Genomic DNA, 25,468 nt, shown 5'->3' on the forward strand with positions numbered 1-25,468 from the left:
GAGTGACCGCCACGTCGGAATCACGGCTACCGCGCCGTGGTTCCGACGCTCCGCGTTCCGTTGACGATCTCAGGTTTGTCAACAGACGCTCACACCTCCGACCAGCGCCGCGCCCATTCTCATCAGTGCTTCATCGAAGCCTCATTCCCCTCCCACGCCGCGCCGCGAGCGTCGAGGGCATGAACGCAACCGCTCTCACCGACCGCGAACCGCCGGACGCCGGCACCGGGGCGGCGGGTGGGCCGCGCAGACGGCTGGTCGAGGTCGTGGTGCCCGTCTACAACGAGCAGCACGTCCTGGAGGCCAGCGTGCGCAGACTCCACCGCTACCTCGTCGAGAACCTGCCCTATCCCTTCCGGATCACTGTGGCCGACAACGCCTCGACCGACGGCACGTGGGCGGTCGCCGCCCGGCTGTCTCGGGAGCTGAGCGGGGTGCGGGCGGTCCATCTGGACCTCAAGGGCCGCGGCCGCGCGCTGCGTGCCGTGTGGTCCACCTCCGACGCCGACGTCGTGTCCTACATGGACGTCGACCTGTCCACCGACCTGAACGCCTTCCTGCCGCTGGTGGCCCCGCTGCTCAGCGGGCACTCGGACCTGGCCATCGGCTCGCGGCTGGCCCGCGGCAGCGCCGTGGCGCGGGGTCCGAAGCGGGAGTTCATCTCGCGCACGTACAACTTCCTGCTGCGCACCACGATGGCCGCGCGCTTCTCGGACGCGCAGTGCGGGTTCAAGGCCGCCAAGACCGAGGTGGTCCAGGCGCTGCTGCCCCGGGTGCAGGACGAGGAGTGGTTCTTCGACACCGAACTCCTGCTGCTCGCCGAGCGCTCGGGGCTGCGGATCCACGAAGTGCCGGTGGACTGGATCGACGACCCGGACTCGCGGGTCGACATCGTGAAGACCGCCAAGGCGGACCTGCGGGGCATGTGGCGGGTCGCCAAGGCCTCGCTGCGGTCCTCGTCCGGCGCGCCGGTCCGGGCCCGGGTGCTGGCGGCCGATCCGCCGCCCGGGCTGAAGTGGCAGATCCCGGTGTTCGCGACCATCGGAGTGCTGTCCACGCTGGCCTATCTGCTGCTTTACGTGCTGCTGCGCGCGCCGATGGGAGCCTTCGCGGCGAACGCCGTCGCGCTGGCCGTCACGGCGGTCGCGAACACGGCGGCCAACCGCCGCTTCACCTTCGGCGTGACCGGCAGCCGCAACGCGCTGCGCGACCAGATCGGGGGCCTCGTCGCCTTCGGCATCGGCCTGGTGCTGTCGACCGGGACGCTGGCCGGGGTCAACGCGGCCGTGCACCATCCCTCCCGCATCACGGAACTGGCGGCGCTGGTCGTCGCCAACGGCCTGTCGACGCTGGCCCGTTTCGTGTTGCTCCGCGCCTGGGTCTTCCACCCGAGGCACCATCCCCTGACGTCCGCCGATCACGAATCCCCGGTGCGGGCGGGTCAGACTTCTGGAGAGCTGTCATGAGCACCTTGTCCCCGACGTCAGACGTCGGATACCAGATCGGCTCGCCGTCCACGGCGGCCGGCGGCACCGGGCGCTTCACGCGCTTCTGGCGCGGCCCCGAGTCCGACCCGCGCTGGGCCCGGCCGAGCCTGCTCGGCCTGCTGGTGGCCGCGGCGGTCCTGTATCTGTGGGACCTGTCGTCCTCCGGCTGGGCCAACTCGTTCTACGCCGCGGCGGTCCAGGCCGGCACGAAGAGCTGGAAGGCGATGCTGTTCGGCTCGCTGGACGCCGGCAACTCGATCACCGTGGACAAGCCGCCGGCCTCGCTGTGGATCATGGAGATCTCGGGCCGGATCTTCGGCTTCAACTCCTGGACCATGCTGGCGCCGCAGGCGCTGATGGGCGTCGCGACGTGCGGCGTCGTCTACGCGGCGGTGAAGCGGGTGCTCAGCCGGACGCACACCGCGACGATCGGCGCGGCGGCCGGGCTGGTCGCGGCGGCCGCGCTGATGGTGACGCCGGTCGCGGTGCTGATGTTCAAGTTCAACAACCCCGACGCGCTGCTGGTGCTGCTGATGACGGTCTCCGTCTACGCGGTGGTGCGGGCGTTGGAGCACGGCAGCACGCGCTGGCTGGTGCTGGCCGGGACGCTGATCGGGTTCGGGTTCCTCACGAAGACGTTGCAGGCGTTCCTGATCCTGCCCGCGCTGACCGCCGTGTATCTGGCGCTGGGGCCGGGCAGGTTCCTGCGCAGGCTGTGGCAGATCGGCGCGGCCGGGCTGGCGATCGTGGTGAGCGCGGGCTGGTGGGTCGCGATCGTGCAGCTGTGGCCGGCGAGTTCGAGGCCTTACATCGGCGGCTCGCAGGACAACAGCTTCCTGAACCTGACGTTCGGGTACAACGGCTTCGGCCGGCTGACCGGCAACGAGACCGGGAGCGTCGGCGGCGGGTTCGGCGGCGGTGCGGCGCGAGGTGCGGCGGGTGCCGCGGGTGCCGCTGGCACGACGGGCGTCACAGGCGCTACGGGCGCGGCGGGCGCCGGTGGGACGTTCGCCCCGCCCGGCGGGACCGGCGGCGGGCGGGGCGGCGGCCCCGGCGGCTTCAGCTCGGGCACCGGCATCGGCCGGATGTTCGACTCCGAGATCGGCAGCCAGGTCAGCTGGCTGATCCCGGCCGCGCTGGTGCTGTTCGTCTTCGGTCTGTGGGCCGCCGGCCGGGCGCGCCGCACGGACCACGCGCGGGCCGCGCTGCTGGCGTGGGGGCTGTCGCTGGTGAGCACGGCCGCGGTCTTCAGCTACATGAAGGGCATCTTCCACCCGTACTACACGATCGCGCTGGCGCCGCTCATCGCGGTGACCCTCGGCATCGGCGGCGGGATGGTGTGGGCGCGGCGGGCCGAGCCGCTGGCGCGGATCGGGCTGGCCGGTGCGGTGGGCGTGACCACGTGGTGGTCGTTCCACCTGCTGGGGCAGACGCCGGACTGGTACTCGTGGCTGCGGTATCTGATCGCGGTCGCCGGTGTGGTCGGGACGGTGCTGCTGCTGGCCGGACCGGGTTGGCTGCGGAAGGGTGCGCAGGCTGCTTCTGCCACAACTTCGGCGCCGGTCGGGCAGCCTGGTTGGGTGCCCGACGAAGGTGCCGCGGGTGCCGCGGCGGACGACTCTTCGCAGGATCCTGCTACCACTTCCGCTACCGGCCCCGCCGCTCAGCCCGCCGTCGAGGCTCCCCGTAACAGGGCTCTGCGATTGGCCGCGGTGACCATCGGCGTCGGTGCGGTGCTGCTGGGCCCGGCGGCGTACGCCATGGCCACGACGAGCCAGGGCCACAGCGGCTCCATCCCGTCGGCCGGACCGGCCGGCCAGGGCTTCGGCGGTCCGGGCGGCGGCTTCGGCGGCGGTGGCCGGACCGGGCGGCACTTCACCGGCACGTTCCCGGGCTTCCAGGGCGGCGGCACGGGTGGCACCGGCGGCACGACCGGCCAGACCGGCCAGACCGGCACCGGGCAGACCCCGCCGGCCGGCGGCTTCGGCGGCGGCACTGGTGGTACCGGTGGCTTCGGCGGCGGTACCGGTGGAACTGGCGGCACCGGCGGCACCGGCGGCACCGGCACGGGCGGCGGCACTGGCGGCCAGAACCCACTCGGCGGCACCCAGGGCGGCACGACCACCCAGGTCCCCGGCGGCAGCACCCGAACCGCGGGCGGCGCCGGCGGCATGAACAACTTCCTCGACGGCAGCAAGCCCGGCGCCCAGATCCTGGCCCTGCTGAAGCAGAACGCGTCGAGCTACACCTGGGTCGCCGCGGCCATCGGCGCCCAGAACGCCTCCGGCTACCAGCTCGGCACCGGCGACGCCGTCATGGCCATCGGCGGCTTCAACGGCTCCGACCCCTCCCCGACCCTGGCCCAGTTCCAGGCGGACGTCGCCCAACACAAGATCCACTACTACATCGGCGGCGGCATCGGCATGCGCGCCAACGGCGGAGCCGACGAAGGTACCTCCATCAGCACCTGGGTCGCAGCCCACTACAAGGCCCAGACCATCGACGGCGTGACGATCTACGACCTGACGGCGCCCACCTCGTAAGGCGCGCCCCGTAAGGAGGGACACAAGCTCGGCGGGTGAGTGGGGTACGGCCCACTCACCCGCCGACTCGCGTACGCAGGACTCGCTGCCTGAATGCCGTAGGAGTGTGGCGCGCAGCGGTGCGTCCTGGGGAGCAGCGTTTGGGGGCGCGGGCGTTTCAGCGAAGCGGTCTCCCGTGGGCGCGGCGTTCGCCCGATATCGCCCGATATGCAGTGATCGATCGCTTACTTGCGATCAACCCCTGTCATCGAAGCTACAGATCAGCGCCCACAAAGACGGGCTCGGGCACCAGCTCCACCCCGAACCGGTCGCGCACGCCGTCGCGGATCTCGCGCGCCAGCCGCAGGACGTCGGCGGCCGCCGCGTCGCCGCGGTTGGTCAGGGCCAGGGTGTGCTTCGTCGACAGGGTCGCCGCGCCGGCGCCGTAGCCCTTCGGGTAGCCCGCCTGCTCGATCAGCCAGGCTGCTGAGGTCTTCACCTGGTTGTCCGGGGCCGGGAAGCGCGGGGGTGCCACGGTCGCGCGGGCGGCCAGGGCGTCGAAGGCTGCGGCGTCGAGGACCGGGTTCGTGAAGAACGATCCCGCCGACCAGGTGTCGTGGTCCTCTGCGTTCAGGACCATGCCCTTGGCGGCGCGCAGCTTCAGCACGGTTTCGCGGACCTGTGCGAGCGGTGCGCGGTCGCCTTCCTCGACGCCGAGGGCGCGGGCCAGTTCCGCGTAGCGGATCGGGGCGGACAGGCGCTCGGATTCCGAGGGGGCCGGGGGGTCGAAGCCGAACCAGACGGTCAGCACCACGTACTTACCCGGGTGCTGCTTGAACACCGAGTCGCGGTAGCCGAAGTCCAGACAGCGGGACTGCATGCCGCGGATGTCGCCGGTCTCGCGGTCCAGGGCGCGGATCCAGGCGATGGTCTGGCCGACGTCCTGGCCGTAGGCGCCGACGTTCTGGATCGGGGTGGCGCCGGCCGAGCCGGGGATGCCGCTGAGGGCCTCGACGCCGACCGCGCCGAGGTCCACCGCTTCGGCGACGAAGGCGTCCCAGTCGTGGCCGGCCGCGACGCCGAGGCGCAGGCCCGAGCACGTCTTCTGCTTCGTCACGCCGGTGTGCGCGATCTTCAGCACGGTGCCGTCGAAGCCGTCGTCGCCGATCAGCAGGTTGGAGCCGCCGGCCAGGATCAGCAGCGGCTCGCCGCGGCGGTCGCAGTCCTTGACGGTCTCGACGATCTCCTGCTCCGTGGTCGCGGTCACCATGCGCCGCGCCGGTCCGCCCACACGCAGGGTGGTCAGGGGCGCGAGGGGTGCCGAGGCCTGTTCGAGCATGAGGGACACGCTACCGGGTGCCGGGCCCGGCGGGCGCGCCATCTCAGTCTCCGAACGATCATCACGGGGTCCGAACTGTTCGGACAGGGCAGGTCAGGGCGTTGGCAGGGCTGTCAGGGCAGCCGGACCACGGCCCGCGCCAGCCCCAGCACCTTCTCGCCCTCGCTGGTCGCGACCAGGTCGACCCGCACCGTCCCGTCCTCGTTGACCGCGCTGACCTTCCCGGTCACCGTCAGCCGCGCCCCGGACTCCTCGTCCACGCCGTCCGGCACCACCACCGGCTTCGTGAACCGGACCTGGTACTCCACGACCATCCCCGGGTCCCCGCACCAGTCGGTGACCACGCGGATCGCCGAGGCCATCGTGAACATCCCGTGCGCGATGACGTCCGGCAGCCCGACCGACTGCGCGAATCGCTCGTTCCAGTGGATCGGGTTGAAGTCGCCGGAGGCGCCGGCGTACTTCACCAGGTCGACGCGCCGGATCGGGAACGTCTGCGCGGGCAGCACGTCGCCCTTCGCGACGTCAGCGAACTTGATCACGCCTGCTCCCCCTCGCCCGCGCCGGCTCCGACCACGACCAGCTTGGAGAAGCCGGTCACCACCAGCTCGCCGTCCACGGTGTTCAGCTCCGTGCGGGTGCTCAGGAAGCCCTGCCCCATCCGCTCGGTGATGTCCTCGATGATCACGGTCGCGGTCAGCTGGTCGTCGGCGTAGATCGGCCGGTTGTGCACGAAGCGCTGCTCGCCGTGCAGCACCCGGCTGAAGTCCAGGCCGAGGTCCGGGTCCTCGATGATGACGGTCGCGGCCGGCCAGGTGATGGCGATCGGGAAGGTCGGCGGCGCGAGCACGTCGCGGTGCCCGAGGTCCTGGGCCACCGCCGGGTCGCGGTAGACCGGGTTCGGATCCCCGATCGCGTCGGCGAACTCGCGGATCTTCTCGCGGCCGACCTCGTACACCGCCGTGGGCGGATAGGTACGGCCGATGAAACCGACGTCCAGCGCCATCGTCGCTGTGCCTCCTTGGATACGAAGAAACCGCCCGCGCCCACTCCGTGATCGGGAGTCGGCGGGGCGGTCCAAAACTACAGGCCGCGAGGCGTGACCCGGCAGTACGGGCCTGGCGCGACGCTGGAGCGGCTCTGAGCGGCGCCCGGCTGCGTGCCGGGCGCGGAGCCTGGCGGACTAGCGGGTCTCGCGGTGCGGGGTGTGCTTGTTGCACCAGCGGCAGTGCTTCTTCAGCTCAAGACGGTCCGGGTCGTTGCGCCGGTTCTTCTTGGTGATGTAGTTGCGCCGCTTGCACTCGGTGCACGCGAGGGTGATCTTCGGCCGGACGTCGACAGCAGCCACTGGGGTGCCTCTTTCTACTTCTCAAGGGCTCCGGACCTTCCCAGGTCGGCCCTCACGATGGACAACCCTGCAAGAGTACCTTGCAGGGCTGAGGGTTTTGCCAGATGCGTAGCGGTGGCCGGACTTGAACCGGCGACACAGCGATTATGAGCCGCTTGCTCTACCAGGCTGAGCTACACCGCCACTCGATCAACTACCGGAACAGTCCGGTGGACACGGGCTTTCACCCTTTCGTGTCCACCGGACCCCCGGTGTGACCTGAGCCCCTTTACGGAATCGAACCGTAGACCTTCTCCTTACCATGGAGACGCTCTGCCGACTGAGCTAAAGGGGCGAGCAGGGAATAAGTTACACGGTCTTGGGCCAGGCGCGAAATCGGGTTTCGGCACGCCGTGTCGCGACCCCGGTCCACTACGCTCAGCCGCATGTCAGAGCCTGAGCCGATGCCGTCTCACGAGACACCCGACGACGCCCGCGGCGACACCCCCGACGCCCCCGCCGCACCCCCTGCGCGCAGTCGGAGTCACTGGACCGTGCACTCCGAGCGGGCCGTGTATGAGAACCCTTGGGTGGACGTCCTCATGGCCGACGTAGAACTCGGCGACGGCACCCGCTTCGAGCACCACGTCATCCGCACCCGTAGCGCCGCCAGCTGCGTGGTCACCAGGACCGAGGCCGGGCGCGAGGAGGTGCTGCTGATCTGGCGGCACCGCTTCGCGATCGACAAGTGGGTCTGGGAGATCCCCTCCGGCCTGATCGAGGAGGGCGAGGACCCGGCGGACGCCGCGCGCCGCGAGGTCGAGGAGGAGACCGGCTGGCGGGTGAGCGAAGTCACACCGTTGCTGTCCTTTCACCCGGTCGGCGGGATGCTGCGGACGCAGTACCGCCTGTTCCGCGCGTTCGGCGCCGAGTACGTCGGGGAGCCGACGGAGGAGAACGAGGCAGAGAAGGTGGCGTGGATTCCGCTGGACGAGGTACTCGGGCTGATCGACGCCGGGCAGATCGCGACGTCCTCCTCGCTGGTCGGGCTGCTGCGGGTGCTGGCCGAGCGGAAGTAGGACACCACCAGCCGACCCGAACGGCGGGCGGCCGAACGGCTCAAGCGAAGCTGAACACCACGGTCACCTGCACCGTGACATCAGTGCTGCCCAGCTGGATCGGCACCGGGTTCGCCGGCGCCGCCCCGGCCGCCGAGGGCGCGAAGTTGACCGGCGTCGGGGTGGGGTTGGCGTCGTTCTCCTCGACCCGCACCACCTGGCCCAGAGTGCGCCCCGCCGACTTCGCGTACTGCTGGGCCTTGGCCTTGGCGTCGTTGAAGGCGGCGTCCCGGGCCTGCTCCAGCGGACCGGAGTCATTCTGCAGATCGGTCGACAATCCGGAGATCTGGGTGGCGTTCCCGCCGGCCGTCGTCGCCGCGGCGATGACCGTGCCCGCCGACTTCGGATCGCGCAGCGTCACGGTCAGGTTCTCCGAAGCCTGATATCCGCTGACCGTCGGCTTACCACTCGAATTCTCATACTGCGGACCGACGTTCAGCCCGGAGGTCTTCTGGTCCGCGGCGGCGACGTGATTGCCGGTCAGCGAGGACTGCACGGCGCCCATCGTCGCGGAGACACCGTTCATCGCGGAGCTGACATCCGAGGCGTCCTTGGTGATGCTCAACGTGAGGATGAGCGTGTCGGGCGTCCCGGTCACCTTCCCGGTGCCCTGAACCGTGATGCCGGGAAACGCGTCCGGCGCCACCGGCGTGCCGTTGGCGACGAGCTCGGAACGGAAGGGCGCGGCATTGGCGTCCGGCGCCGAACTGCCGCCGGACATCCCGATGGCGACCGCACCGCCGGCGGCGAGCAGGGTCGCGACGCCGACCACGAGGGTGCGGCGGGTGATGCTGAGATTGAGGTCCATGGCCGTTGGATGCGGCCGATCTAGGTTCGGTTCCCGCACGGGAGGATCGGCAGGCTCGGCGGCTCGGCGGGCGCGCAAAGCTTGCTGGCTTGCCGGCTTGCTTCCCCACCCCTAAGCCCGCACCACCCGTACCCCCAGCTCCGTGAAGCGCGCCACCATCTCCTCCGGCGCGTCCCCATCCGTCACCAGCGTCGTCACATCCGAGATCGGGCATATTCGCGCGAACGCCCGCCGCCCCAGCTTCGAGGAGTCCGCGACCACCACCACGTGCCGCGCGCGCGATGCCAGCGTCTGGTTCACCGTCGCCTCCGCCTCATTGTGGGCACTCGCCCCATGCTCGGCGTCAAGCGCATCCACGCCGAGGATGGCCAGGTCCAGGGCCACGCGCTCCAGCATCGCCGCCGCCACCGGGCCGACCAGCTCGTAGGACTTGGGCGAGCCGACGCCGCCGGTCGCGACCACGTGCAGGTAGGGCCGGACCACCAGTTCCTGGGCGATGTTCAGGGCGTTCGTCACCACCGTCACCGCCGGGCCGCGCTGCTCGCCCGCCAGGTCCGCACGCGTCGCCAGCGCACGCGCCACTTCCGTCGCGGTGGTGCCGCCGTTGATGCCGACCGTCGAGCCGACCGCGACCATGCCAGCCGCGACCGAGGCGATGCGCTGCTTCTCCGGGGCGTGCCGCGCGACCTTGAAGCGCAGCGGCAGGTCGTAGGAGACGCTATGCGCCGTGGCGCCGCCGCGTGTTCGCGACAGCAACTGCTGCGCGGCGAGCTCGTCGAAGTCCCGTCGCACAGTGGCCGCCGAGACCCCCAGCTTCTCCGCGGTCTCCTCGATCTCCAGCTTGCCCAGCTCGGCGAGCATCTCCAACAGGACGCTCCAGCGCTCATAGCGGTTCACGCAAAGCTCCTTCCGCTCACTCCATGCTGAGATCGTGACCTTCCTTGCAAGATTTTCTGGCACACTGAAGCGATCCTGCAAGGTGTAGACCTATCAGCGCCAAATCCTAGGGGGCCGTCGGTTGAGCGTCCTGCGCCTGGCCTCCGCGCTCCTGCCCGTGGCCGCGCTCGGCCCGGAGAACCCGCTCCCGCCGCTGCGCAAGCTCGCGGACCCGCGCGGCGGCCTGGATGTCTCCGAAGCCGACGCCGAGATGGTCACGAACCTCGGCTACGGCCACGTCGAATCCCTGCTCCCCTACACCTTCCAGGACGGCTACACCCGCGAGACCCCCGACCGGGAGCTGGTCACGGCGGTGCTGGAGAACGACCTGCTGCGCGCCGAGTTCCTCCTCGGCTACGGCGGCCGCCTGATATCCCTGCGCCACCGGCCGACCGGCCGCGAGCTGCTGCACTTTCCGCCCAAGCTCCAGCTCGCCAACCTGGCGCTGCGCAACGCCTGGTTCGCCGGCGGCGTCGAATGGAACCTCGGCACCTTCGGCCACACCGCCCTCACCTGTTCTCCGATGCACGCCGTGCGCCTCACCCGGGACGACGGCACGCCGGTCCTGCGCATGTACGAGTACGAGCGCCAGCGCCGCCTGGTCTACCAGCTCGACTGCTACCTGCCCGACGGCTCCCCGGTCCTGCTGGTCCACGTCCGCGTCCACAACCCCTTCCCGGAGGACGCGCCGGTCTACTGGTGGAGCAGTGCCGCCGTATCACAGACCCCTGATTCCCGCGCGCTGATGCCCGCGACCTCGGCGTACCACTTCTCCTACACCGGCAAGATGCGCCGCATCCCGTTCCCGCGCTGGCGAGATGCCGACACTTCTTACCCCGGCCGCATCGACTACGGCGCCGACTACTTCGCCGAGATCCCGGACGGCGAACGCCGCTGGATCGCCGCCGTCGACGCGAGTGGATCAGGGCTCTTCCAGACCTCGACCGACCGGATGCGCGGCCGCAAGCTCTTCCACTGGGGCACCGGGTCCGGCGGCCGCAACTGGCAGGACTGGCTGTCCGGCCCGCGCCACGAGTACTTCGAGATCCAGGCCGGCCTGGCCCGCACCCAGCTGGAGCACCTGCGGCTCCCGGGCCGCCAGTCGTGGTCGTGGGTCGAGGCGTACGGCCTGCTCCAGGCAGATCCCGACAAGGTCCACGGCGCGAAATGGCCCGACGCCACCAAAGCCGCGGCCGCCGCGCTCGCCGATCTGCTGCCCGCGAGCCGCCTCGACGAAGAGCTCGCGACCATGACCGCGCTGGCCGAGAAGCCGCCGGAGGAAGTCCTGCACCCGGGCACCGGCTGGGGCGCCCTGGAGCGCCGCGCCCTGGGCCGCAACCGCGCGCTGAACCTGCCCGGCACGCCCTTCCCCGACGCCACGATCGGCCGCGACCAGCAGTCCTGGCTCTCGCTGGTGCGCAAGGGCCAGATGCCGACGCCGGCCCCGGCGCTGCCGCCGTCGTCCTACGCGGTCGGCCCGGTCTGGCGCGCGCTGCTGGAGAAGGCCACCTCCGACCCCGCGCACGCGACCTGGTTCACCTGGCTGCATCTGGGCGTGAACCGCTACCACGCCGGCGACCTGACCGGCGCGCGCGAGGCGTGGGAGCAGTCCATGGCCCAGGCGGAAACCGCGTGGGCGCACCGGAATCTGGCGATCCTCGACGAGTCCGAGGGCCGCCCCGGCGAGGCCGCCGACCGCTATCTGCGCGCCTGGCAGCTCTCACCGCGTCTGCGTCCGCTCACCATCGAGACGCTGCGCGCCCTGATCGCCGCCAAGCGCCCCGCCGAGGCACTGGACATCGTCGACCGGCTCAAGGAGCCCGACCGCTTCGCCGGGCGGATCCTGATGCTGGAGTGCCGCGCCGCCCTGGACGCCGGCGATCTGGTGCGTGCGCGCCGGATCCTGGAGACCGGTCTGGTCGTCGAGGACGTCCGCGAGGGCGAGGACCCGCTGTCGGACATGTGGTGGGAGTTCCACTCCCGGCAGGCCGGCGGGCTCGGTCCGGTCGTGTCACAGCGGTTGCGCGAAGAGCACCCGCTGCCGTGCAGCTACGACTACAGCGTCCGCCAGCTGTAGCAGCTTCCTTCCTCGGGACCCTCGACTCCATCCCAGCTCACAGCTGCGCAGCGGCCTTGCGCCGCCGTTTCTCGCAATTTTTGCAACTTCCTGCGAGCCTCTGCAATCAGATATCTCAATCTCGCATCACCAGAAGAAATCTTGCAAAGAATGCTTGTAGTTCACGCGAGCGGCGCCCTACTGTCTCCTCCCAGCACCCCGAGTGATCAGCCTTCGGAGGAAACGAAATGGGCAGCAGCACCGGCCGGGGTCCCCGGCTCCTGGCGATAACCACCGCCGCCGTCCTCGCGGTCGGTGTGAGCGCGTGTTCCAGCAGCAAGAGCAGTTCCTCGTCCGGCTCCAGCGGCTCCGGCAAGTCCGGCGGCAGCTTCAGCTACTGGTCGATGTGGCGGCAGGACGAGCCGCAGGCCAAGGTGATCCAGGCCGCGATCACCCAGTTCACCGCCGACACCGGCATCAAGGTCAACGTCGAGTGGACCGGCCGCGACGTGGCCAAGAAGATCGGCCCGGCGATGGCCGCGGGCAAGGCGCCGGACATGTGGGACGAGGGCGCGGACGTCATCTACGGCGCCGCGGCGCAGAACGGCAACGCCAAGGACCTCTCGGCGGTCCTGGGCATGACCATCCCGACCGACAACGAGAAGGTCTCCGACGCGATCCCGTCGAAGTACTTCGACTCGCTGCCCAAGGACCCCGACGGCGGCCAGCACTGGGTGGTCCCGTACGAGGCCAGCACCGCGGGCGTCTTCTACAACTCCGCCGACCCGACCGTCTCGGCCGCGATGACCTCGCAGCCGGCCACCTGGGACGACTTCATCAAGGTCTGCGACGCCCTGAAGGCGAAGAGCGAGCCGTGCCTGGCCTCCGAGGGCGAGGACTCGTGGACCAACGGCCTGTGGTTCGACTACCTGCTCAACGCCGGCGGCGTGAACTTCAACGACCTGGCCACCGACAAGACCGGCGCCGGCTGGGACAACCCGGCCGTGCTCAAGGCCGCGCAGCAGGTCGAGCAACTGGTCAAGGGCGGCTACATCATCCCGACCTACACCGCCACGAAGTACCCGGCGCAGCAGACCAACTGGGCCGGCGGCAAGGCCGGGTTCCTGATGAACGGCAACTGGGTCACCGCCGAGGTCGCCAAGCAGATCCCGGCGACCTGGAAGTACGGCTTCATGCTCCCGCCGGGCGCGACCCAGCCGGACTCGATGGTCTTCGGCTTCGCGCTGACCAAGAACGCGAAGAACGTCAGCCAGGCCGAGCAGTTCATGGCCTACTTCCTGCAGAAGAAGACGCTGTCCGGCATCTCCACCGAGGCCGGCAACATCACGCCGCGCACCGACATCCCGGCCCCGGCCGAGCTGGCCGACGTGCAGAAGACCCTGAACGCGCCCAAGCTGCGCCTCACCTTCGACGGCGTGGCCGGCGACTGGACCACCAAGGTCTGGAACCAGAACTACCTGGACTTCTGGCACGGCAAGATCGACGCCGCGACCTTCGTCTCCAAGATGAAGTCCGCGCAGGTCTCGTTCTGGAAGAGCCAGAGCTGACCATGAGCACCGCCACCATTCAGGACTCGTCCCGGACGCGCCGCGCCCGGGGCGGGTCCGCCTCGCGTCCCCCGGTCGGCGCGGCCCCGCTGGAGCGTTCGCGGCGCCGCATGTTCTGGGCGTTCACCACGCCGGCCGTCCTGATCTACGTCGTGCTGTTCCTGGTCCCGGTCGGCTACGCGGCCTGGACCAGCCTCTACAAGTGGGACGGTATCGGCCCGAAGAAGTGGCGGGGTCTGAAGAACTACCAGACCCTGTGGCAGGACCCGATCTTCCGGCACTCGCTGACCAACACGCTGAAGATCCTCCTCGTCGGCGGCCTGCTCACCTTCGCGTTCGCCTTCGCGCTGATGCTGATCCTGCGCGAGATGAACCGCAAACTGTTCGCCCGCTCGGTGCTGTTCTTCCCGTGCCTGGTGAACGCGATGGTGTTCGGCATCGCCGCGGGCGTCCTGTTCTCCCCCACCGGCCCGGTGAACAAGACCCTCGAAGCGCTCGGCTGGAGCCATCCGCCGCAGTGGCTGGCCACCGAGCACCTGCAGACGATGATCCTGGGCACTCTGGTGTGGACGGCCACCGGCTACTACACCGCGATCCTGATGGCCGCCGTCGACCAGATCCCGGAGTACCTCTACGAGGCCGCCGAACTCGACGGCGCCAACGCCTTCCAGCGCTTCCGGCACGTCACTCTGCCGATGTGCTGGGATGTGATCTCGGTGTGCGCGGTGTTGTGGACGGTGAGCTCGGTGAAGATCTTCGAGCTGATCCTGATGTACGGCGGCAGCAGCGGCTCCCAGCCGCCGTCGGACTCCTGGAACACCGCCATGTACGTCTACATCGAGGCCTTCCCGACCGCCTCGACGCCGCAGCTGGGCCTGGCCACGGCCGCCGCGCTGGTAAGCCTGTTCCTGGTGGTCGTCTTCACGGTCGTGCTGCGCAGGCTGCTGCGCCGCGACCCCGTCGAGTACTGATCCGGGGGAGCTCATGACGTCCCGAACAATGACCGCCGCCCGGCGCAAGCGCAAGCCCGCCAGCCTGCCGATGCGGATCGCGACCGGCGTGGTGTGGGTGGTGGTCGCCGCCGACATCGCACTGATCGGCTGGATCCTGCTCACCTCGCTGCGCGACGGCACCGACATCCTCAACCACCCCTTCGGCGCGCCGACGCATCCGAAGTTCGCCAACTACAGCAAGGTGTTCTCCGACGGCGGCTTCGGCCGCGCGGCGCTGAACAGCGTGCTGGTCGCCGTGTTGTCCTCGGTGCTGGCCGTCGTGGTCGCCGCGCCCTGCGCCTACGCTCTGGCCCGCCGTCGCAACCGGGTCTCCGGCGCGATGAGCATGACCTTCGCCATGGGTCTGGGGGTGCCCGGCCAGGTGATGGTGGTGCCGCTGTTCATCGGCATGGCCAAGGTGAACCTCGACGACTCCCAGCCCGGCCTGATCCTGGTGTATCTGGGTCTGGCGATGCCCTTCACCGTCTACCTGCTGACCGGCTTCTTCTCCGGCATCCCGCAGGTACTGGAGGAGGCCGCGGTCCTGGACGGCGCCGGCGCGCTGCGCACGTTCACCCGCGTCATCCTGCCGGTGGCGCGCGGCGGTCTGGTCACCGCGTTCCTGCTGCAGTTCATCTCGGCGTGGAACGAGACGCTGTTCGCGATCGTGCTGACCCACAGCCAGGACAAGGTGACGCTGCCCGTCGCGCTGTCCAACTTCGTCCAGGAGGCCCAGCTCAACGGCCTGGACTGGGGCGCGATGTTCGCCGGGGTGTGCGTGGTGCTGGCCCCGATGATCGCGTTGTTCAGCTGGCTCGGCAGCCGCATCATCCAAGGTATGACAGTGGGGATAGGCAAGTGACCTCCGAACTCCGACGCGACGTCCTGCGCATCCCGGGCGCCGCCGATCCGGCCGCGGGCCGGCTGCCGATCCTGCACGGGATCGCCAGGCCGGGCTTCGACTCCGCCGTGGCCCCCTACCCGGACATGGCCCGGAACCTGGAGTACGGCCGGCCGGCGACGCTGCTGCCGTACACGACGCAGGACTCGTACACCCGCGAGCGCACCGACCGCGAGCTGCCGACCCTGGTGCTGGAGAACGAGGTACTGACCGCCACGTTCCTCCCGGACTACGGCGGGCGCCTGTGGTCGCTGGTGCACCGGCCGACCGGCCGCGAACTGCTGCACCGCAACCCGATCCTGCAGCCGGCGAACCTGGCACTGCGCGACGCCTGGCTGGCCGGCGGCGTGGAGTGGAACATCGGCGGCACCGGGCACTGGCCGCTGACGTGCGAACCGCTGCACGCGGTGCGGCTGAGCACGCCGGACGGCACGCCGGTGCTGCGCATGTACGAGTTCGAGCGGATGCGGCGGGTGGTGATGACCGTCGACGCGTGGCTGCCGGCGGGGTCGCCGACGCTACTGGTGCACGTCGCGCTGCACAACCCGGCCGAGACGCCGACGCCGGTGTATTGGTGGTCGAACATCGCGGTACCGCAGAGTGCTGATGTGCGCGTGGTGGCGCCGGCCGAGCGTGCGTTCCACTTCGACTACACGGCGCAGCTCAAGCTGATCGGCTTCCCGGAGAGCGTCGCCGGCGACCAAAGCTACCCGGCGCGGTTTCCGGCGGCGGCGGACTTCTTCATGGACATTCCGGCCGGCGAGCGCCGCTGGATCGCCGCGCTGGACGGGAACGGCGCGGGCCTGGTGCAGACCTCGACGGACCGCCTGCTCGGCCGGAAGCTGTTCCAGTGGGGCACCGGCGCCGGCGGGCAGCACTGGCAGGAGTGGCTGTCGGGGCCGGACGCGGAGTACATCGAGATCCAGGCCGGGCTCGCGCGCACGCAGCTGGAGCATCTGGAGCTGCCCGGCGGCGCCACGTGGGAGTGGGTCGAGGCCTACGGGCTGCTGGAAGCGGATCCGGCGGCGGTACACGGGACGTGGGACGAGTCGCGGAGCGCGGTGGCGCGGGCGCTGGAGCGATTGGTGCCGCGGGGTTCTTTGGACGCTGCGCTCGCTGAGGCGCGGCGGTTCGGCGGAGCTGCTGCGGATGCGAGCACGCCTGGCGAGGGCACGGGTGTGGTGGGCGAGCCTGGTGCGCGTGCGCGGGTCGGCGGAGCTGCCGCGGATGCGAGCACGCCTGGCGAGGGCGCGGGTGTGGTGGGCGAGCCTGGTGCGAGTGCGCGGGTCGGTGCGGGCACGCCTGTCGAGGGCGAGCATGTGGTGGGCGAGCATGTGGTGGGCGAGCATGTGGTGGGCGAGCATGTGGTGGGCGAGCATGTGGTCGGCGCGCATGCGGTGGGTGAACCTGGCGCGAGTGCGCGGATCGGCGCGGGTGCGGGCGTGCAGGCTGGCGCGGGTGCGACAGCCTGGCCAGAAGTGCTGCATCGTGGGTCTGGCTGGGGGGCCTTGGAAGTCGCCGCTGAGGCGATGCCCGCCGATGCGCTGCGGCCGTTCGGGTCCTGCGATGCGGAGCAGCAGCCGTGGCTGGATCTGTTGCGGACAAAGCGATTGCCGTCCAGCGAGCCACCGGCGTCCCCGGTCACCGGCCCGATCTGGCGCTCGCTCCTTGAAGCGTCGGCCGACGACTGGCACGCGCTCTACCACCTCGGCCTCCTCCGCCTCGCCGACGGCGACCGCGACGGGGCCCGCGAGGCCTGGATGCGTTCTCTCGCCGATCGCCGGAACGCGTGGGCGCAGCGTGCGCTGGCGCATCTCGCGGTGTCGCCCGACGAGCGCGCCGACCTGGCGGTGGCGGCACACCGTCTCCAGCCGGAGCTTCGCGAGCTCACCGTCGAGACCCTCCAGGCGCTGCTCGCCGCGGACCGCGCCGCTGAAGCGCTCGACCTCATCGCGGCGCTGAGCAACGCGGATCGCGACCATGGCCGCATCCGCCTCTACAACGCGCAGGCAGCGCTCACCACCGGCGACCTCGACGAGGTCCGGCGCCTCCTCGACGAAGGCATCACGGTCGACAACCTGCAGGAAGGCGAGGCCTCTCTGGACCTCCTGTGGCTCGCTGCGCATCCCGACCTGCCGGTCCCGCCCGAATACGACTTCCGGATGTCCGGAAGCTGATCCGAGCTGCTGACCCACCGGGCAAAGCGCGCAGCGGCATCTGGAGGGGAGCCGCTGCGCGCTTCTGTGTCTGTCCGGTCCGTCTTGAGCGCCCGAGCTCAGCCGCTCACCGAAGCTTGAGCTCGGACACAGAAAACAGCCGCCGAGCGCAATCCGAAGGCCCGAGCTCGCCAATCCAACCCCTCAGCTCCGCCCCTCCCCGCGATACAGCTCCGCCTCCCCCTCCAGCTCGATCGCCAGCACCGTCACCACAGGATCCGCCACGCTCGGCGGGTCGACAGCCAGCACCGCCGGGATCGTGTCGAAGCCTCCATACCGCCGGTGCGTCAGCTCCTCGCCGGTCGCCAGCGCCGTCACGCGCTTCACGCGGCTGGTCAGGCCTCGGACCGTCACCGGGTCGCGCGGCGGGTCGTAGCAGAACACGTACAGTGTGCGGCGGTCCTCGGAGACGGTCGTCGGCGCGTAGACGTGCCCCGCCGGGATGCCGCGCACCGTGCCGAAGACCGCGGGTTCGTTGCGGCGGATCCAGCTGCCGAGTGCCTCCAGGCGTGAGGTCTGCTCCGAGGGGATCGTGCCATCGGCGCGCGGGCCGACGTCCAGCAGCAGGTTGCCGCCGCCGGCGATGGTTTCGACGAAGGTGCGGACCAGGAGGCTGATCGGCTTGTGGTCCTGGTCGTTGCGCTGGAAGCCCCACGAGTTGTTCACCGTGTAGCACAGCTCCCACGGGCCCTCGGGCGGCGTGATCGGCGCGCCCTGCTCGGGCGTGGCGTAGTCGCCGTAGCCGAGCAGCCGCGAGTTGAAGACCGTGTCCGCCTTCATCGCGGTCAGCTGTTCGCGCAGCTCCGCCATCCGCCACTTTTCCTCGGATCGCTCCCAGTCCCCGTCGAACCAGAGCAGGTCCGGCGCGTAGCCCTCGACGAGCTCCCTCAGCTGCGCGCGGTGGAACTTCAGGAAGCGCTCCCACGCCTCCGGGTCCTCGGCGGCCGCGCCGGCCTCGAACTCCTCGCGGGAGTGGAACGGGTAGTCGGGGTGCGACCAGTCCAGGTGCGAGAAGTAGAGGCCCACCTTGAGCCCCGCGTCGCGCATCGCCTGCGCGTACGGCGCCAGCAGGTCCCGCCCCGCCGGCGTCCGCTGCACCACGTTCAGATCGTTCTCGGCCGTCTCCCACAATGCGACGCCGTCATGGTGCTTGGACGTCAGCACCGCGTACCGCGCGCCGGCCGCCTTGAACAGCCGGGCCCACTCCCCCGCGTCGTAATTGCTCGCGGTGAATCCGTCGAGCTGCTTCATGTAGTTCTCGTGGGTGATCTCGCCGTTGTAGAACGACCAGGACTCCGGGATGCCGTCGACGGCGTAGATCCCCCAGTGGACGAAGATGCCGAGCTTGGCGTCGGCGAACCAGGGCTGCATGGTCACGGTTCACCACGCTAGGCGCGAAAGGGCTGGCTGTTGATCGGTCTGGATCACCGATACTGGTAATTTCTCACCATGGAGGTCCAGGAGCTCGAAGCCGGCCCGCCCCTCGTGGCCAACGCCGGCATCGGCGTGCACGGCATCAACACCGCGGTCGACGTCTTCCGCCTCCCCGACCTCTGGCAGCTCCACCTCTACGGCTACCACGCGGCGTTCGCGGCCGACGGCGTCTGGCACGACCTCCGCCCCGGAACCGTCAGCCTGGTCCCACCCGGCACGAAGGTCGAATTCCGCTACCGAGGACGCTCGGAGCACCTGTACGTCCACTTCGCCATGCCCGGACACCGCGCCCCCTTCGTCGGCGACGCGGGCCCGGCCCTCCAGATCCTGCGCGAACTGCTGCTCGACGCGGTCGCGGCCTTCCCCACCTCGCCGAACCGCTCGGCCGCGGCGGTCTGGGCCGCGCTGTGGCGGGTGTCGGACCTCGCCGACGCCGAGACCGCCACGCCCCGCAACCCGGTGGTCGCGGCCGTGGTCCGCCGCATCGAGGAACGCCTGGCCGAGCCGCTGGTCGTCGCCGAGTTGGCCCGCTTCGCCGGCGTCTCGCACAACCAGCTCACCCGCCTGTTCCACGAGCACGTCGGCGACACGGTCGTCGGCTACATCGCCTCGCGGAGGATGGCTCGCGCGCTGCACCTGTTACAGGCGTCCACGCTGTCGGTGACGGCGATCGCGGCGTCCGTCGGGATCCCCGACCTGCAGGCGTTCAACAAGACGTGCCGCAAAGCCTTCGGCGCTTCGCCACGGGCCCTACGCCAAAGCCGGAGCCGGTAGGGCAACCGCCGCCCTACCAGCCGGAGTTCGCGTAATCCTTGAGGAAGTGCCCGTAAAGATCCTCACCCTGCTCACCCCGCACGATCGGGTCATAGACCCGCGCCGCCCCGTCCACCAGGTCCAGCGGCGCGTGAAACCCTTCCCCCGCCAACCGAACGCGGTCCGGATGCGGCCGCTCGTCCGTGATCCAGCCGGTGTCGACGCTGTTCATGAGGATGCCGTCGGTCTCGAACATCTCCTTGGCGCTGGTCCGGGTCAGCATATTGAGAGCGGCCTTGGCCATGTTCGTGTGCGGGTGGCCGGCGCCCTTGTAACCACGACTGAAGACGCCCTCCATCGCCGAGACGTTGACGATGTGCTTGCGCGCCGACGGCGAGGCCTTCATCGCGTTACGCAGCCTGCTGATGAGAATGAACGGAGCCGTCGAGTTGCACAGCTGGACCTCCAGCAGCTCGATGGGGTCCACGTCCTCGACGGTCTGCACCCACGAGTTGCTGTCCGCCAGGTCCGGGACCAGGCCACCGGCGTCGATGGCGGTTCCGGCGGCGATGCGGTCCGGGGCGGCCGAGCCGGCGGTGAGCGCGAGCGAGACAAGATCAGCGCCGACGCCGACACCGATCAAGTCCGCGGTAGTCGCCTCCGAAGAACGCGTCTGGCCAGGCAGCGCCACCAACCCCGACCCCGTGAACCGCCCGAATGAAACCAGCTCCGGCAACGGCCCGTCGGGCAGCGGCTCGGACTCGGCACGGATCAAAGGCTCGTAGGCCCCCGCCGAGCGCCGCACCGTCTGCGCGGCGTTGTTGACCATGATGTCGAGCGGCCCCTCGGCCGCGACCGAATCGGCCAGCGCCACCACCTGCGCGACGTCCCGCAGATCGATACCGACGACGCGCAGCCGGTGCAGCCACTCACCGCTGTCCGGCATCGCTGCGAACCGCCGCGCGGCGTCGTTCGGGAAGCGCGTCGTGATGGTCAGGTGCGCGCCGTCCCGCAGCAGCCGCAGCGCGATGTACATCCCGATCTTCGCCCGGCCGCCGGTGAGCAGTGCGCGCTTGCCGGTCAGGTCGGCGTGGGCGTCGCGACGCTTCCAGTTCTCGGCGGCGCAGTCGGGACACAGGTTGTGGTAGAACGCGTGCACCTCGCGGTACCGCTGCTTGCAGATGTAGCACCCGCGGTCGCGGTTCAGGACCCCGGCGACGGCGTTGCCGGAAGCGACGGTCTCCGAGCTCAGTGGCAGTCCCTGCGTCTCGTCGTCGAGCCGGGTCGACGCGCCGGTCGCGGTCTTGGCGGTGACCGCACGATCGGCGGCGATCACCCGCGCCTGCCGGTCGGCACGGCGCCGCAGCTTGACACTCTTGTAGACGCCGGCCGTCGCTCGCCGCACGGTCACCGCGTCGGGGTGCTCCGTCGGCAGGGTTTCGACCTCGGCCAGGATGTCGAGCAGCAGGGCCAGGCGCTCGGGGGCGAGGCCTGGCCCGAAGTCCTCGGGAACATCGGGACCGTCGGGACCATCGGCGGCCACAGCAGCCTCATCAGCCACGCGGCCCGCCGGTTCGTCCACTTCACCCTGCTCGATCACCCGCACAAATCTACCTGCCGCGCGGACCTGCTCAGGTCCACGTGAGCGCCGCCCTCACGCGGCAGCCCGCGCCACCAACTCCGCGATCCGCTTCTCGTCGGCGGCGCTCAGGGCGGTCAGGGCGAAATATGTCGGCCAGATCGACCCCTCGTCCAGCGCCGCGACGTCGCTGAACCCGAGCGTGGCGTAGCGGGTCTTGAACTTGGACGCCGGCTGGAAGAACACCAGCACCTTCCCGTCCTTCGAGTACGCCGGCTGGCCGTACCACAGGCGCGGGGTCAGCGTCGGCGCGGCGGCGAGCACCACCTTGTGTACCTGCTCGGCCAGCTCGCGGTCGTCCGGCGGGAACTCCGCGATCTTCGCCAGGACCTCGGCCTCGGGGTCGACGTCGGCAGCCTTCTTGGAGGAACGGACCTCCTTGGCCCGCTCCTTCATCGCGGCGCGCTCCTCGGCGCTGAAGTTCTCCTCGGAGCCGGCGGCGGCCTTCTTCGCTGTCTTCTTCGTCGTGTTCGCCATGTGATCCATCGTAGGAAGACGCGCCACGGAGGGCTTCTCAAAAACTGATCAGTGCGCACCACAGCGGGGCACACAACAGCGGGCGCCCGGACCGCCGAGGTCCGGGCGCCCGCAGTCTTGGTGCGACTACTTCACCGTGTAGCTGTAGGGCAGGCCCGTCAGCTCGTCACCGGTGCCGAACGCCGCGTTGTACGTGTCCACGTACACCACGCCGCTCACCTTGGTGCCGCTCTTGCCGGTCGGCGTGATGGTGACGGTGACCGTCCCGGTCTGGCCGGGCTGGATGGTCACCGGCGCCAGCGCCGGCGCGGTCGGGTCGACGCCGTTGAGCCACAGGTCGCCGGTGGAGGCGACGGCCGAGCGGTCGAAGGCCAGCGTGGTCACGCTCTGCGCCTCGGTCGCGCTGCCGCTCACGGCGCCGTTCGTCGGGCCCAGCGGGGTCGGGTCCTGGCCCCAGACGCCCGGGGTCACCCACGGGGAGTCCAGGGTGACCGAGGCGGTCAGGCCCTTGGAGACGCCGTAGATCTCCGGCGTGCCCGAGGGGCTGCTGGTGGAGAAGTCCGCCGGGATCGTCGAGGACTGCGACGCGCGCAGCTCCGTGGTGTGCGTCGGGATCTGGAACGACGGCTGCGGGCCGGTGGTCGCGAACGGCAGCGGCACCGTCGCGCCCAGCGGCTGCTGCGCCGGCAGGTCGTAGTCGGCGCTGCTGTTCAGCCGCGGGTCGGCGAACACCGTCAGCGGGGCCCATCCGTTGTTCTTGATGGTCACCGTCGCGGTCACCGCCTTGCCGGCCGCGAGCGAGCCCGAGGGCAGGCCCTTGGCGTGGGCGTCGGCCGAGTTGTACCGCAGCTGGCCGGTGAACGGATCGGCCAGGTCGCCGGACAGGACGCCCGGGTTGTTGTCGTCCAGGAAGAGCACCCAGCGGCCGGCGGCCGGGGCGTCGACGTAGCCGGTCAGCGCGGGCTGCAGGCTCTGGTTGCCCTGCGCGTCGACCGCGATGTTCGTGCTCAGCGACACCACCTGGTGGTCCGGGGACTCCAGGTAGGCCGAGACCGCGTGGCTGCCGGTGAACGCCAGGTTCATCGCCAGGTTCTTCTTGCCGCTCGGCACGTCGAAGTAGAACGACTCGGTCTGCGACGGCGTGTTCGCGCGGCCGTTGCCGCCGGTCAGCGTGCCGGTGAAGGCGCCGCCGTCGTTACCGGTGGAGATCAGCGTCCGCTTGGTCACCGGCATGGTGGTGACCTGGTGGAAGGAGGTGGAGAACGCCAGCGCCGCGGAGACGTCGCCGGGGTTCTCGCCCAGCGTCTGCTTCACCGTGAACTTCTGCGACTGGCCGGGCTTGAGCACGGCGTTCGCCGGGCTCACCGAGCCGACGTCCTTGTACTTGGTGGCCAGGAAGTCGTACGCGACGTTGCCCTTGAAGCCGGTGGCGTTGGCGTTGGCGTAGAAGTACGCCGTCCAGGTGCCGGCTGGCGGGTTCGCCTGGTCGACGGTCGCGTAGTTGGTGAGGCCCTGCGGGCTGTTCCAGTTCTCGTACTCGCCGTTCGGACCGACCAGCACCAGGCGCAGCAGCGTGCTGGTGCCGCCGCAGGCGCAGGTCGCGGTGCCGGTGAGGTGGTCGGCGCCGGCCGGAACGGTGAAGGTCTGGCTGAACCAGTGCCGCTTCAGGCCGGGGGTGCCGAGGGTGTAGCCCTCGTAGAACCACGGCGAGTTCGGGTCGGTGAAGTCCACGGCCTTGGTGCCGGTGATGTTCGCGACCGTCGTGTCCAACTCACGCACGTTCGCCGAAACGGTCTGCGTGTTCGGGCTGGTGTTGGTCAGCGTGACGGTCGCGGACTGCTTCGAGCCGCCCTTGCCGATCAGGGAGACCTGCGTGTCGCCGGAGCCGGTGGTGGCCACCAGGCCGTCACCCTGCGCCTTGGGCGAGCCGTTGTCGTCCTTGACGGACATGGCGGTGCGGACCGCCCGATAGGTGTTCAGCTCGCCGGAACCCTGCTGGTCGGCCGGCAGGCCGAGGTCGCTGGCCGAGGAGGTGAGGATCTGCTTCACCAGCTGCGGCGTCGGACGGACCCCGCCGTGGGTGTTCTCGTACGCCTCGATGACCAGCGCGGCACCGCCGGCGACCAGCGGCGAGGCCATGCTCGTACCGCCGAAGTCCTCGACCGAGGCCGGGTTGCCGTTGTAGTCCACGCAGGCGCTGAAGCGGGCCTCGGGGCTGCACAGCGCCCAACCGCCCTGGCCCGGCGCGACCAGGTCCGGGACGCGGCCCCGGACGTTGGTGCCGGAGGAGGACAGCGCCGCGGTGTTGTTGGAGGCCCAGCCGCTCGCCAGGTTCCGCGCGCCGCCGGTGCCGGTCTGCGCCTGGTCCCGGAAGGTGGTGGTGGCGCCGACGCCGATCACGTTCGGGTCGACGGCCGGCTGGCCCTCGGTGTTCGTCACGCCGCCGTCGCCGGTGGAGGTGACGACCGTGACGCCGGCGGCGACCGCCGCGTCGTCGGCCAGGCTGGTGACGTCCAGGCCCTCGGTGGGCTGCGCGTTGTTGCCCAGCGACTCGTTGATGACGTCGACGTTGTCCACGTTCACCGCGTAGTCGATGGCCTGCACGACGGTGGAGTCGAAGACCAGGTTGGCCGCGCCGAACACGTTCAGGCCGACCAGCGAGGCGCCGGGGGCCACACCGCGGACGGTGATGTTGCAGCCGGCCGGGAGCGCGTGGCCGGGCATGACGTACTTGGACAGGTCGTAGCTGTGCAGGCCCTGCGCGGCGATGGAGCTGGCGTCGCCGAAGGCCTCGTCACCGCTCTCGTTGCCGTTCGGGTCGGTGCCGGAGAAGTCCTGGTAGTCGCTGAACACGGGGGTGCCGTCGGCCCGGATGAAGTCCGGGTTGTTGACGTCCAGCCCGTCGGCGATCCACGCGACCTTCACGCCCTTGCCGTCGACCAGGTTCTGGGCCTGCGGCTGGCTCTTGTTCAGGAAGGCGGTGTTCGTGGTCTGCAAAGCCTCCGGCTCCAGCAGCGGCTTGCTGGGGTCGGTGGGACAGGTGCCCGGGATGACCTTGTCCGCCGGGGTCTGGCCGTCGGCGCCGCTGGCGGTGCTGCCCTTGGCGCTGGCGGCGTCCGCGATGGCCTGCTTCTGGGCGGCGGTCAGGGTGTTCACGACGCGCTGCTGGTCGGTGACGACCGCCGCCACGTTCGGGTTCTGCCGCAGGTTCTGGGCCTCGGCGTCGGTCATCTTGGCCGAGAAGCCGTTGATCACCGAGAACTTCTTGATGTCCTGGGCGCCGGTGGACTGCGCGTTGCTGACCAGCGGAGCCTGGTCGGCGTTGGTGACGGCCTTGCGCTGGGCCTTGGCGGTCTTGACCGACAGGTCGGAGTGCTGGTTCTTGAGCAGCACGATCACGGGGTGCTTCGCGCCGGTCGACAGCGCGGCCAGCTGCTGGGCCGCGGACGGCCTGGCGGGCGCCGGGCTGGCAAGGGCGGCGGCAGAAGTGCCGACCCCCAGACCGAGCGCCGTGACCGCGACCACCGCGATGCGGTGTTTGCGGGCAAACTGCATAATGTGCCTTTCTCCCGGCGCGCGGCCACGCCGCCGCGCGCCCCCTTTGACGTCGAACCCGAGTGGTGGCTTACAGGGTCTTGCAACGAGCAGCGGGAAATGGCAATGCGACTAGACATTGCGAAGATCGATACTCGTCACAGTAGAGGGTGTCAGGAACCTCAGAAAGACGTAGACGCTTCTACGTTGCGACACGCCTGGACTTGCGTTCACCTCGTGATATGCGTGCGGGGAAGCGTCTACGCGGTAAGGGGTGAGCAAGGGTGGCGAGGGGAGAAATACCGTCGGGGCGAGGATCCTTCAGATCCTCGCCCCGACGGCGTATTAGCACTTTTATATT

General features: G+C 70.1%; 19 protein-coding genes and 2 tRNA genes. 9 read left to right on the forward strand and 12 right to left on the reverse strand.

Features of this window, described 5'->3' with window-relative positions:
• The first annotated feature begins 179 nt into the window (after positions 1-179).
• Positions 180-1,466, forward strand: coding sequence for a glycosyltransferase (locus ABH935_RS04170; RefSeq protein WP_370376400.1), 1,287 nt, complete (start codon positions 180-182; stop codon positions 1,464-1,466).
• On the forward strand, positions 1,463-4,030 hold the full coding sequence (locus tag ABH935_RS04175) for an ArnT family glycosyltransferase (protein ID WP_370376401.1): 2,568 nt from the start codon (positions 1,463-1,465) through the stop codon (positions 4,028-4,030). Before ABH935_RS04170 ends, ABH935_RS04175 begins: the two co-directional genes overlap by 4 nt.
• A 253-nt stretch (positions 4,031-4,283) precedes the next feature.
• Here ABH935_RS04175 and ABH935_RS04180 read toward each other — a convergent pair whose 3' ends face one another.
• From ABH935_RS04180 to ABH935_RS04205, 6 genes are all read right to left on the reverse strand, one after another.
• Complete coding sequence (locus tag ABH935_RS04180) at positions 4,284-5,348, reverse strand: UDP-N-acetylmuramate dehydrogenase (protein WP_370376402.1); 1,065 nt, start codon at positions 5,346-5,348, stop codon at positions 4,284-4,286.
• A 113-nt stretch (positions 5,349-5,461) separates the two neighbouring features.
• Positions 5,462-5,890, reverse strand: a complete 429-nt coding sequence (locus tag ABH935_RS04185) for a MaoC family dehydratase (protein ID WP_370376403.1) — start codon at positions 5,888-5,890, stop codon at positions 5,462-5,464.
• On the reverse strand, positions 5,887-6,354 hold the full coding sequence (locus tag ABH935_RS04190; RefSeq protein ID WP_370376404.1) for a MaoC family dehydratase N-terminal domain-containing protein: 468 nt from the start codon (positions 6,352-6,354) through the stop codon (positions 5,887-5,889). Before ABH935_RS04190 ends, ABH935_RS04185 begins: the two co-directional genes overlap by 4 nt.
• A 177-nt stretch (positions 6,355-6,531) precedes the next feature.
• Positions 6,532-6,696 (reverse strand): 50S ribosomal protein L33, encoded by a 165-nt coding sequence (gene rpmG, locus ABH935_RS04195; protein WP_194892873.1) that lies wholly within the window; start codon positions 6,694-6,696, stop codon positions 6,532-6,534.
• Between the two features lie 109 nt (positions 6,697-6,805).
• Positions 6,806-6,879, reverse strand: a tRNA-Met gene (locus tag ABH935_RS04200).
• A gap of 78 nt (positions 6,880-6,957) precedes the next feature.
• Positions 6,958-7,030: transfer RNA gene (locus ABH935_RS04205), tRNA-Thr, on the reverse strand.
• A 91-nt stretch (positions 7,031-7,121) separates the two neighbouring features.
• On the opposite strand from ABH935_RS04205, the gene ABH935_RS04210 reads away from it, so the two are divergent.
• Positions 7,122-7,754 (forward strand): NUDIX hydrolase, encoded by a 633-nt coding sequence (locus ABH935_RS04210; protein WP_370376405.1) that lies wholly within the window; start codon positions 7,122-7,124, stop codon positions 7,752-7,754.
• Positions 7,755-7,794: 40 nt separating this feature from the next.
• Here ABH935_RS04210 and ABH935_RS04215 read toward each other — a convergent pair whose 3' ends face one another.
• Both ABH935_RS04215 and ABH935_RS04220 read right to left on the reverse strand, forming a co-directional pair.
• Positions 7,795-8,601 carry an SIMPL domain-containing protein gene (locus tag ABH935_RS04215; protein ID WP_370376406.1) on the reverse strand — a complete coding sequence of 269 codons (807 nt, stop codon included), beginning with the start codon at positions 8,599-8,601 and terminating at the stop codon, positions 7,795-7,797.
• A gap of 111 nt (positions 8,602-8,712) precedes the next feature.
• The gene (locus tag ABH935_RS04220) at positions 8,713-9,498 is read right to left on the reverse strand and encodes a DeoR/GlpR family DNA-binding transcription regulator (protein ID WP_370376407.1); all 786 of its coding nucleotides are present in this window, start codon (positions 9,496-9,498) and stop codon (positions 8,713-8,715) included.
• Positions 9,499-9,619: 121 nt separating this feature from the next.
• Here ABH935_RS04220 and ABH935_RS04225 point away from each other — a divergent pair, with 121 nt between their 5' ends.
• From ABH935_RS04225 to ABH935_RS04245, 5 genes are all read left to right on the forward strand, one after another.
• Positions 9,620-11,614, forward strand: coding sequence for a DUF5107 domain-containing protein (locus ABH935_RS04225; RefSeq protein ID WP_370376408.1), 1,995 nt, complete (start codon positions 9,620-9,622; stop codon positions 11,612-11,614).
• Positions 11,615-11,841: 227 nt separating this feature from the next.
• On the forward strand, positions 11,842-13,161 hold the full coding sequence (locus ABH935_RS04230; RefSeq protein WP_370376409.1) for an ABC transporter substrate-binding protein: 1,320 nt from the start codon (positions 11,842-11,844) through the stop codon (positions 13,159-13,161).
• A 2-nt stretch (positions 13,162-13,163) separates the two neighbouring features.
• Positions 13,164-14,132: a carbohydrate ABC transporter permease gene (locus tag ABH935_RS04235; RefSeq protein WP_370376410.1), complete on the forward strand. Its 969-nt coding sequence runs from the start codon at positions 13,164-13,166 to the stop codon at positions 14,130-14,132.
• A 13-nt stretch (positions 14,133-14,145) separates the two neighbouring features.
• Entirely contained in the window at positions 14,146-15,015 is an 870-nt protein-coding gene (locus tag ABH935_RS04240; protein WP_370376411.1) for a carbohydrate ABC transporter permease, read from the forward strand.
• A complete protein-coding gene (locus ABH935_RS04245; protein ID WP_370376412.1) occupies positions 15,012-17,231 on the forward strand; it encodes a DUF5107 domain-containing protein in 2,220 nt (739 codons plus the stop codon). Before ABH935_RS04240 ends, ABH935_RS04245 begins: the two co-directional genes overlap by 4 nt.
• A gap of 183 nt (positions 17,232-17,414) precedes the next feature.
• On the opposite strand, the gene ABH935_RS04250 is transcribed toward ABH935_RS04245, so the two are convergent.
• Positions 17,415-18,647 (reverse strand): alpha-L-fucosidase, encoded by a 1,233-nt coding sequence (locus ABH935_RS04250; RefSeq protein ID WP_370376413.1) that lies wholly within the window; start codon positions 18,645-18,647, stop codon positions 17,415-17,417.
• A gap of 72 nt (positions 18,648-18,719) precedes the next feature.
• On the opposite strand from ABH935_RS04250, the gene ABH935_RS04255 reads away from it, so the two are divergent.
• Complete coding sequence (locus ABH935_RS04255; protein ID WP_370376414.1) at positions 18,720-19,478, forward strand: helix-turn-helix domain-containing protein; 759 nt, start codon at positions 18,720-18,722, stop codon at positions 19,476-19,478.
• Positions 19,479-19,491: 13 nt separating this feature from the next.
• Here the strand turns inward: ABH935_RS04255 and ABH935_RS04260 are convergent, their stop codons facing one another.
• The 3 genes from ABH935_RS04260 to ABH935_RS04270 form a co-directional block, all read right to left on the reverse strand.
• Positions 19,492-21,000, reverse strand: a complete 1,509-nt coding sequence (locus tag ABH935_RS04260) for an SDR family NAD(P)-dependent oxidoreductase (protein WP_370376564.1) — start codon at positions 20,998-21,000, stop codon at positions 19,492-19,494.
• Between the two features lie 111 nt (positions 21,001-21,111).
• Positions 21,112-21,573, reverse strand: a complete 462-nt coding sequence (locus ABH935_RS04265) for an iron chaperone (protein WP_370376415.1) — start codon at positions 21,571-21,573, stop codon at positions 21,112-21,114.
• Between the two features lie 126 nt (positions 21,574-21,699).
• The gene (locus ABH935_RS04270; protein ID WP_370376416.1) at positions 21,700-25,128 is read right to left on the reverse strand and encodes a S8 family serine peptidase; all 3,429 of its coding nucleotides are present in this window, start codon (positions 25,126-25,128) and stop codon (positions 21,700-21,702) included.
• Positions 25,129-25,468 lie beyond the last annotated feature (340 nt).

Origin of the sequence: Catenulispora sp. GAS73, from assembly GCF_041262085.1 — a bacterium.
In the GTDB taxonomy this organism is placed as follows: Bacteria; Actinomycetota; Actinomycetes; order Streptomycetales; family Catenulisporaceae; genus Catenulispora.

Bases quoted from the DNA above. Each gene is read 5' to 3' on its own strand.
- ABH935_RS04170 (WP_370376400.1), top strand. From the start codon at position 180: ATGAACGCAACCGCTCTCACCGACCGCGAACCGCCGGACGCCGGCACC.
- ABH935_RS04175 (WP_370376401.1), top strand. From the start codon at position 1,463: ATGAGCACCTTGTCCCCGACGTCAGACGTCGGATACCAGATCGGCTCG.
- ABH935_RS04180 (WP_370376402.1), bottom strand. From the start codon at position 5,348: ATGCTCGAACAGGCCTCGGCACCCCTCGCGCCCCTGACCACCCTGCGT.
- ABH935_RS04190 (WP_370376404.1), bottom strand. From the start codon at position 6,354: ATGGCGCTGGACGTCGGTTTCATCGGCCGTACCTATCCGCCCACGGCG.
- ABH935_RS04210 (WP_370376405.1), top strand. From the start codon at position 7,122: ATGTCAGAGCCTGAGCCGATGCCGTCTCACGAGACACCCGACGACGCC.
- ABH935_RS04215 (WP_370376406.1), bottom strand. From the start codon at position 8,601: ATGGACCTCAATCTCAGCATCACCCGCCGCACCCTCGTGGTCGGCGTC.
- ABH935_RS04230 (WP_370376409.1), top strand. From the start codon at position 11,842: ATGGGCAGCAGCACCGGCCGGGGTCCCCGGCTCCTGGCGATAACCACC.
- ABH935_RS04235 (WP_370376410.1), top strand. From the start codon at position 13,164: ATGAGCACCGCCACCATTCAGGACTCGTCCCGGACGCGCCGCGCCCGG.
- ABH935_RS04240 (WP_370376411.1), top strand. From the start codon at position 14,146: ATGACGTCCCGAACAATGACCGCCGCCCGGCGCAAGCGCAAGCCCGCC.
- ABH935_RS04255 (WP_370376414.1), top strand. From the start codon at position 18,720: ATGGAGGTCCAGGAGCTCGAAGCCGGCCCGCCCCTCGTGGCCAACGCC.
- ABH935_RS04265 (WP_370376415.1), bottom strand. From the start codon at position 21,573: ATGGCGAACACGACGAAGAAGACAGCGAAGAAGGCCGCCGCCGGCTCC.
- ABH935_RS04270 (WP_370376416.1), bottom strand. From the start codon at position 25,128: ATGCAGTTTGCCCGCAAACACCGCATCGCGGTGGTCGCGGTCACGGCG.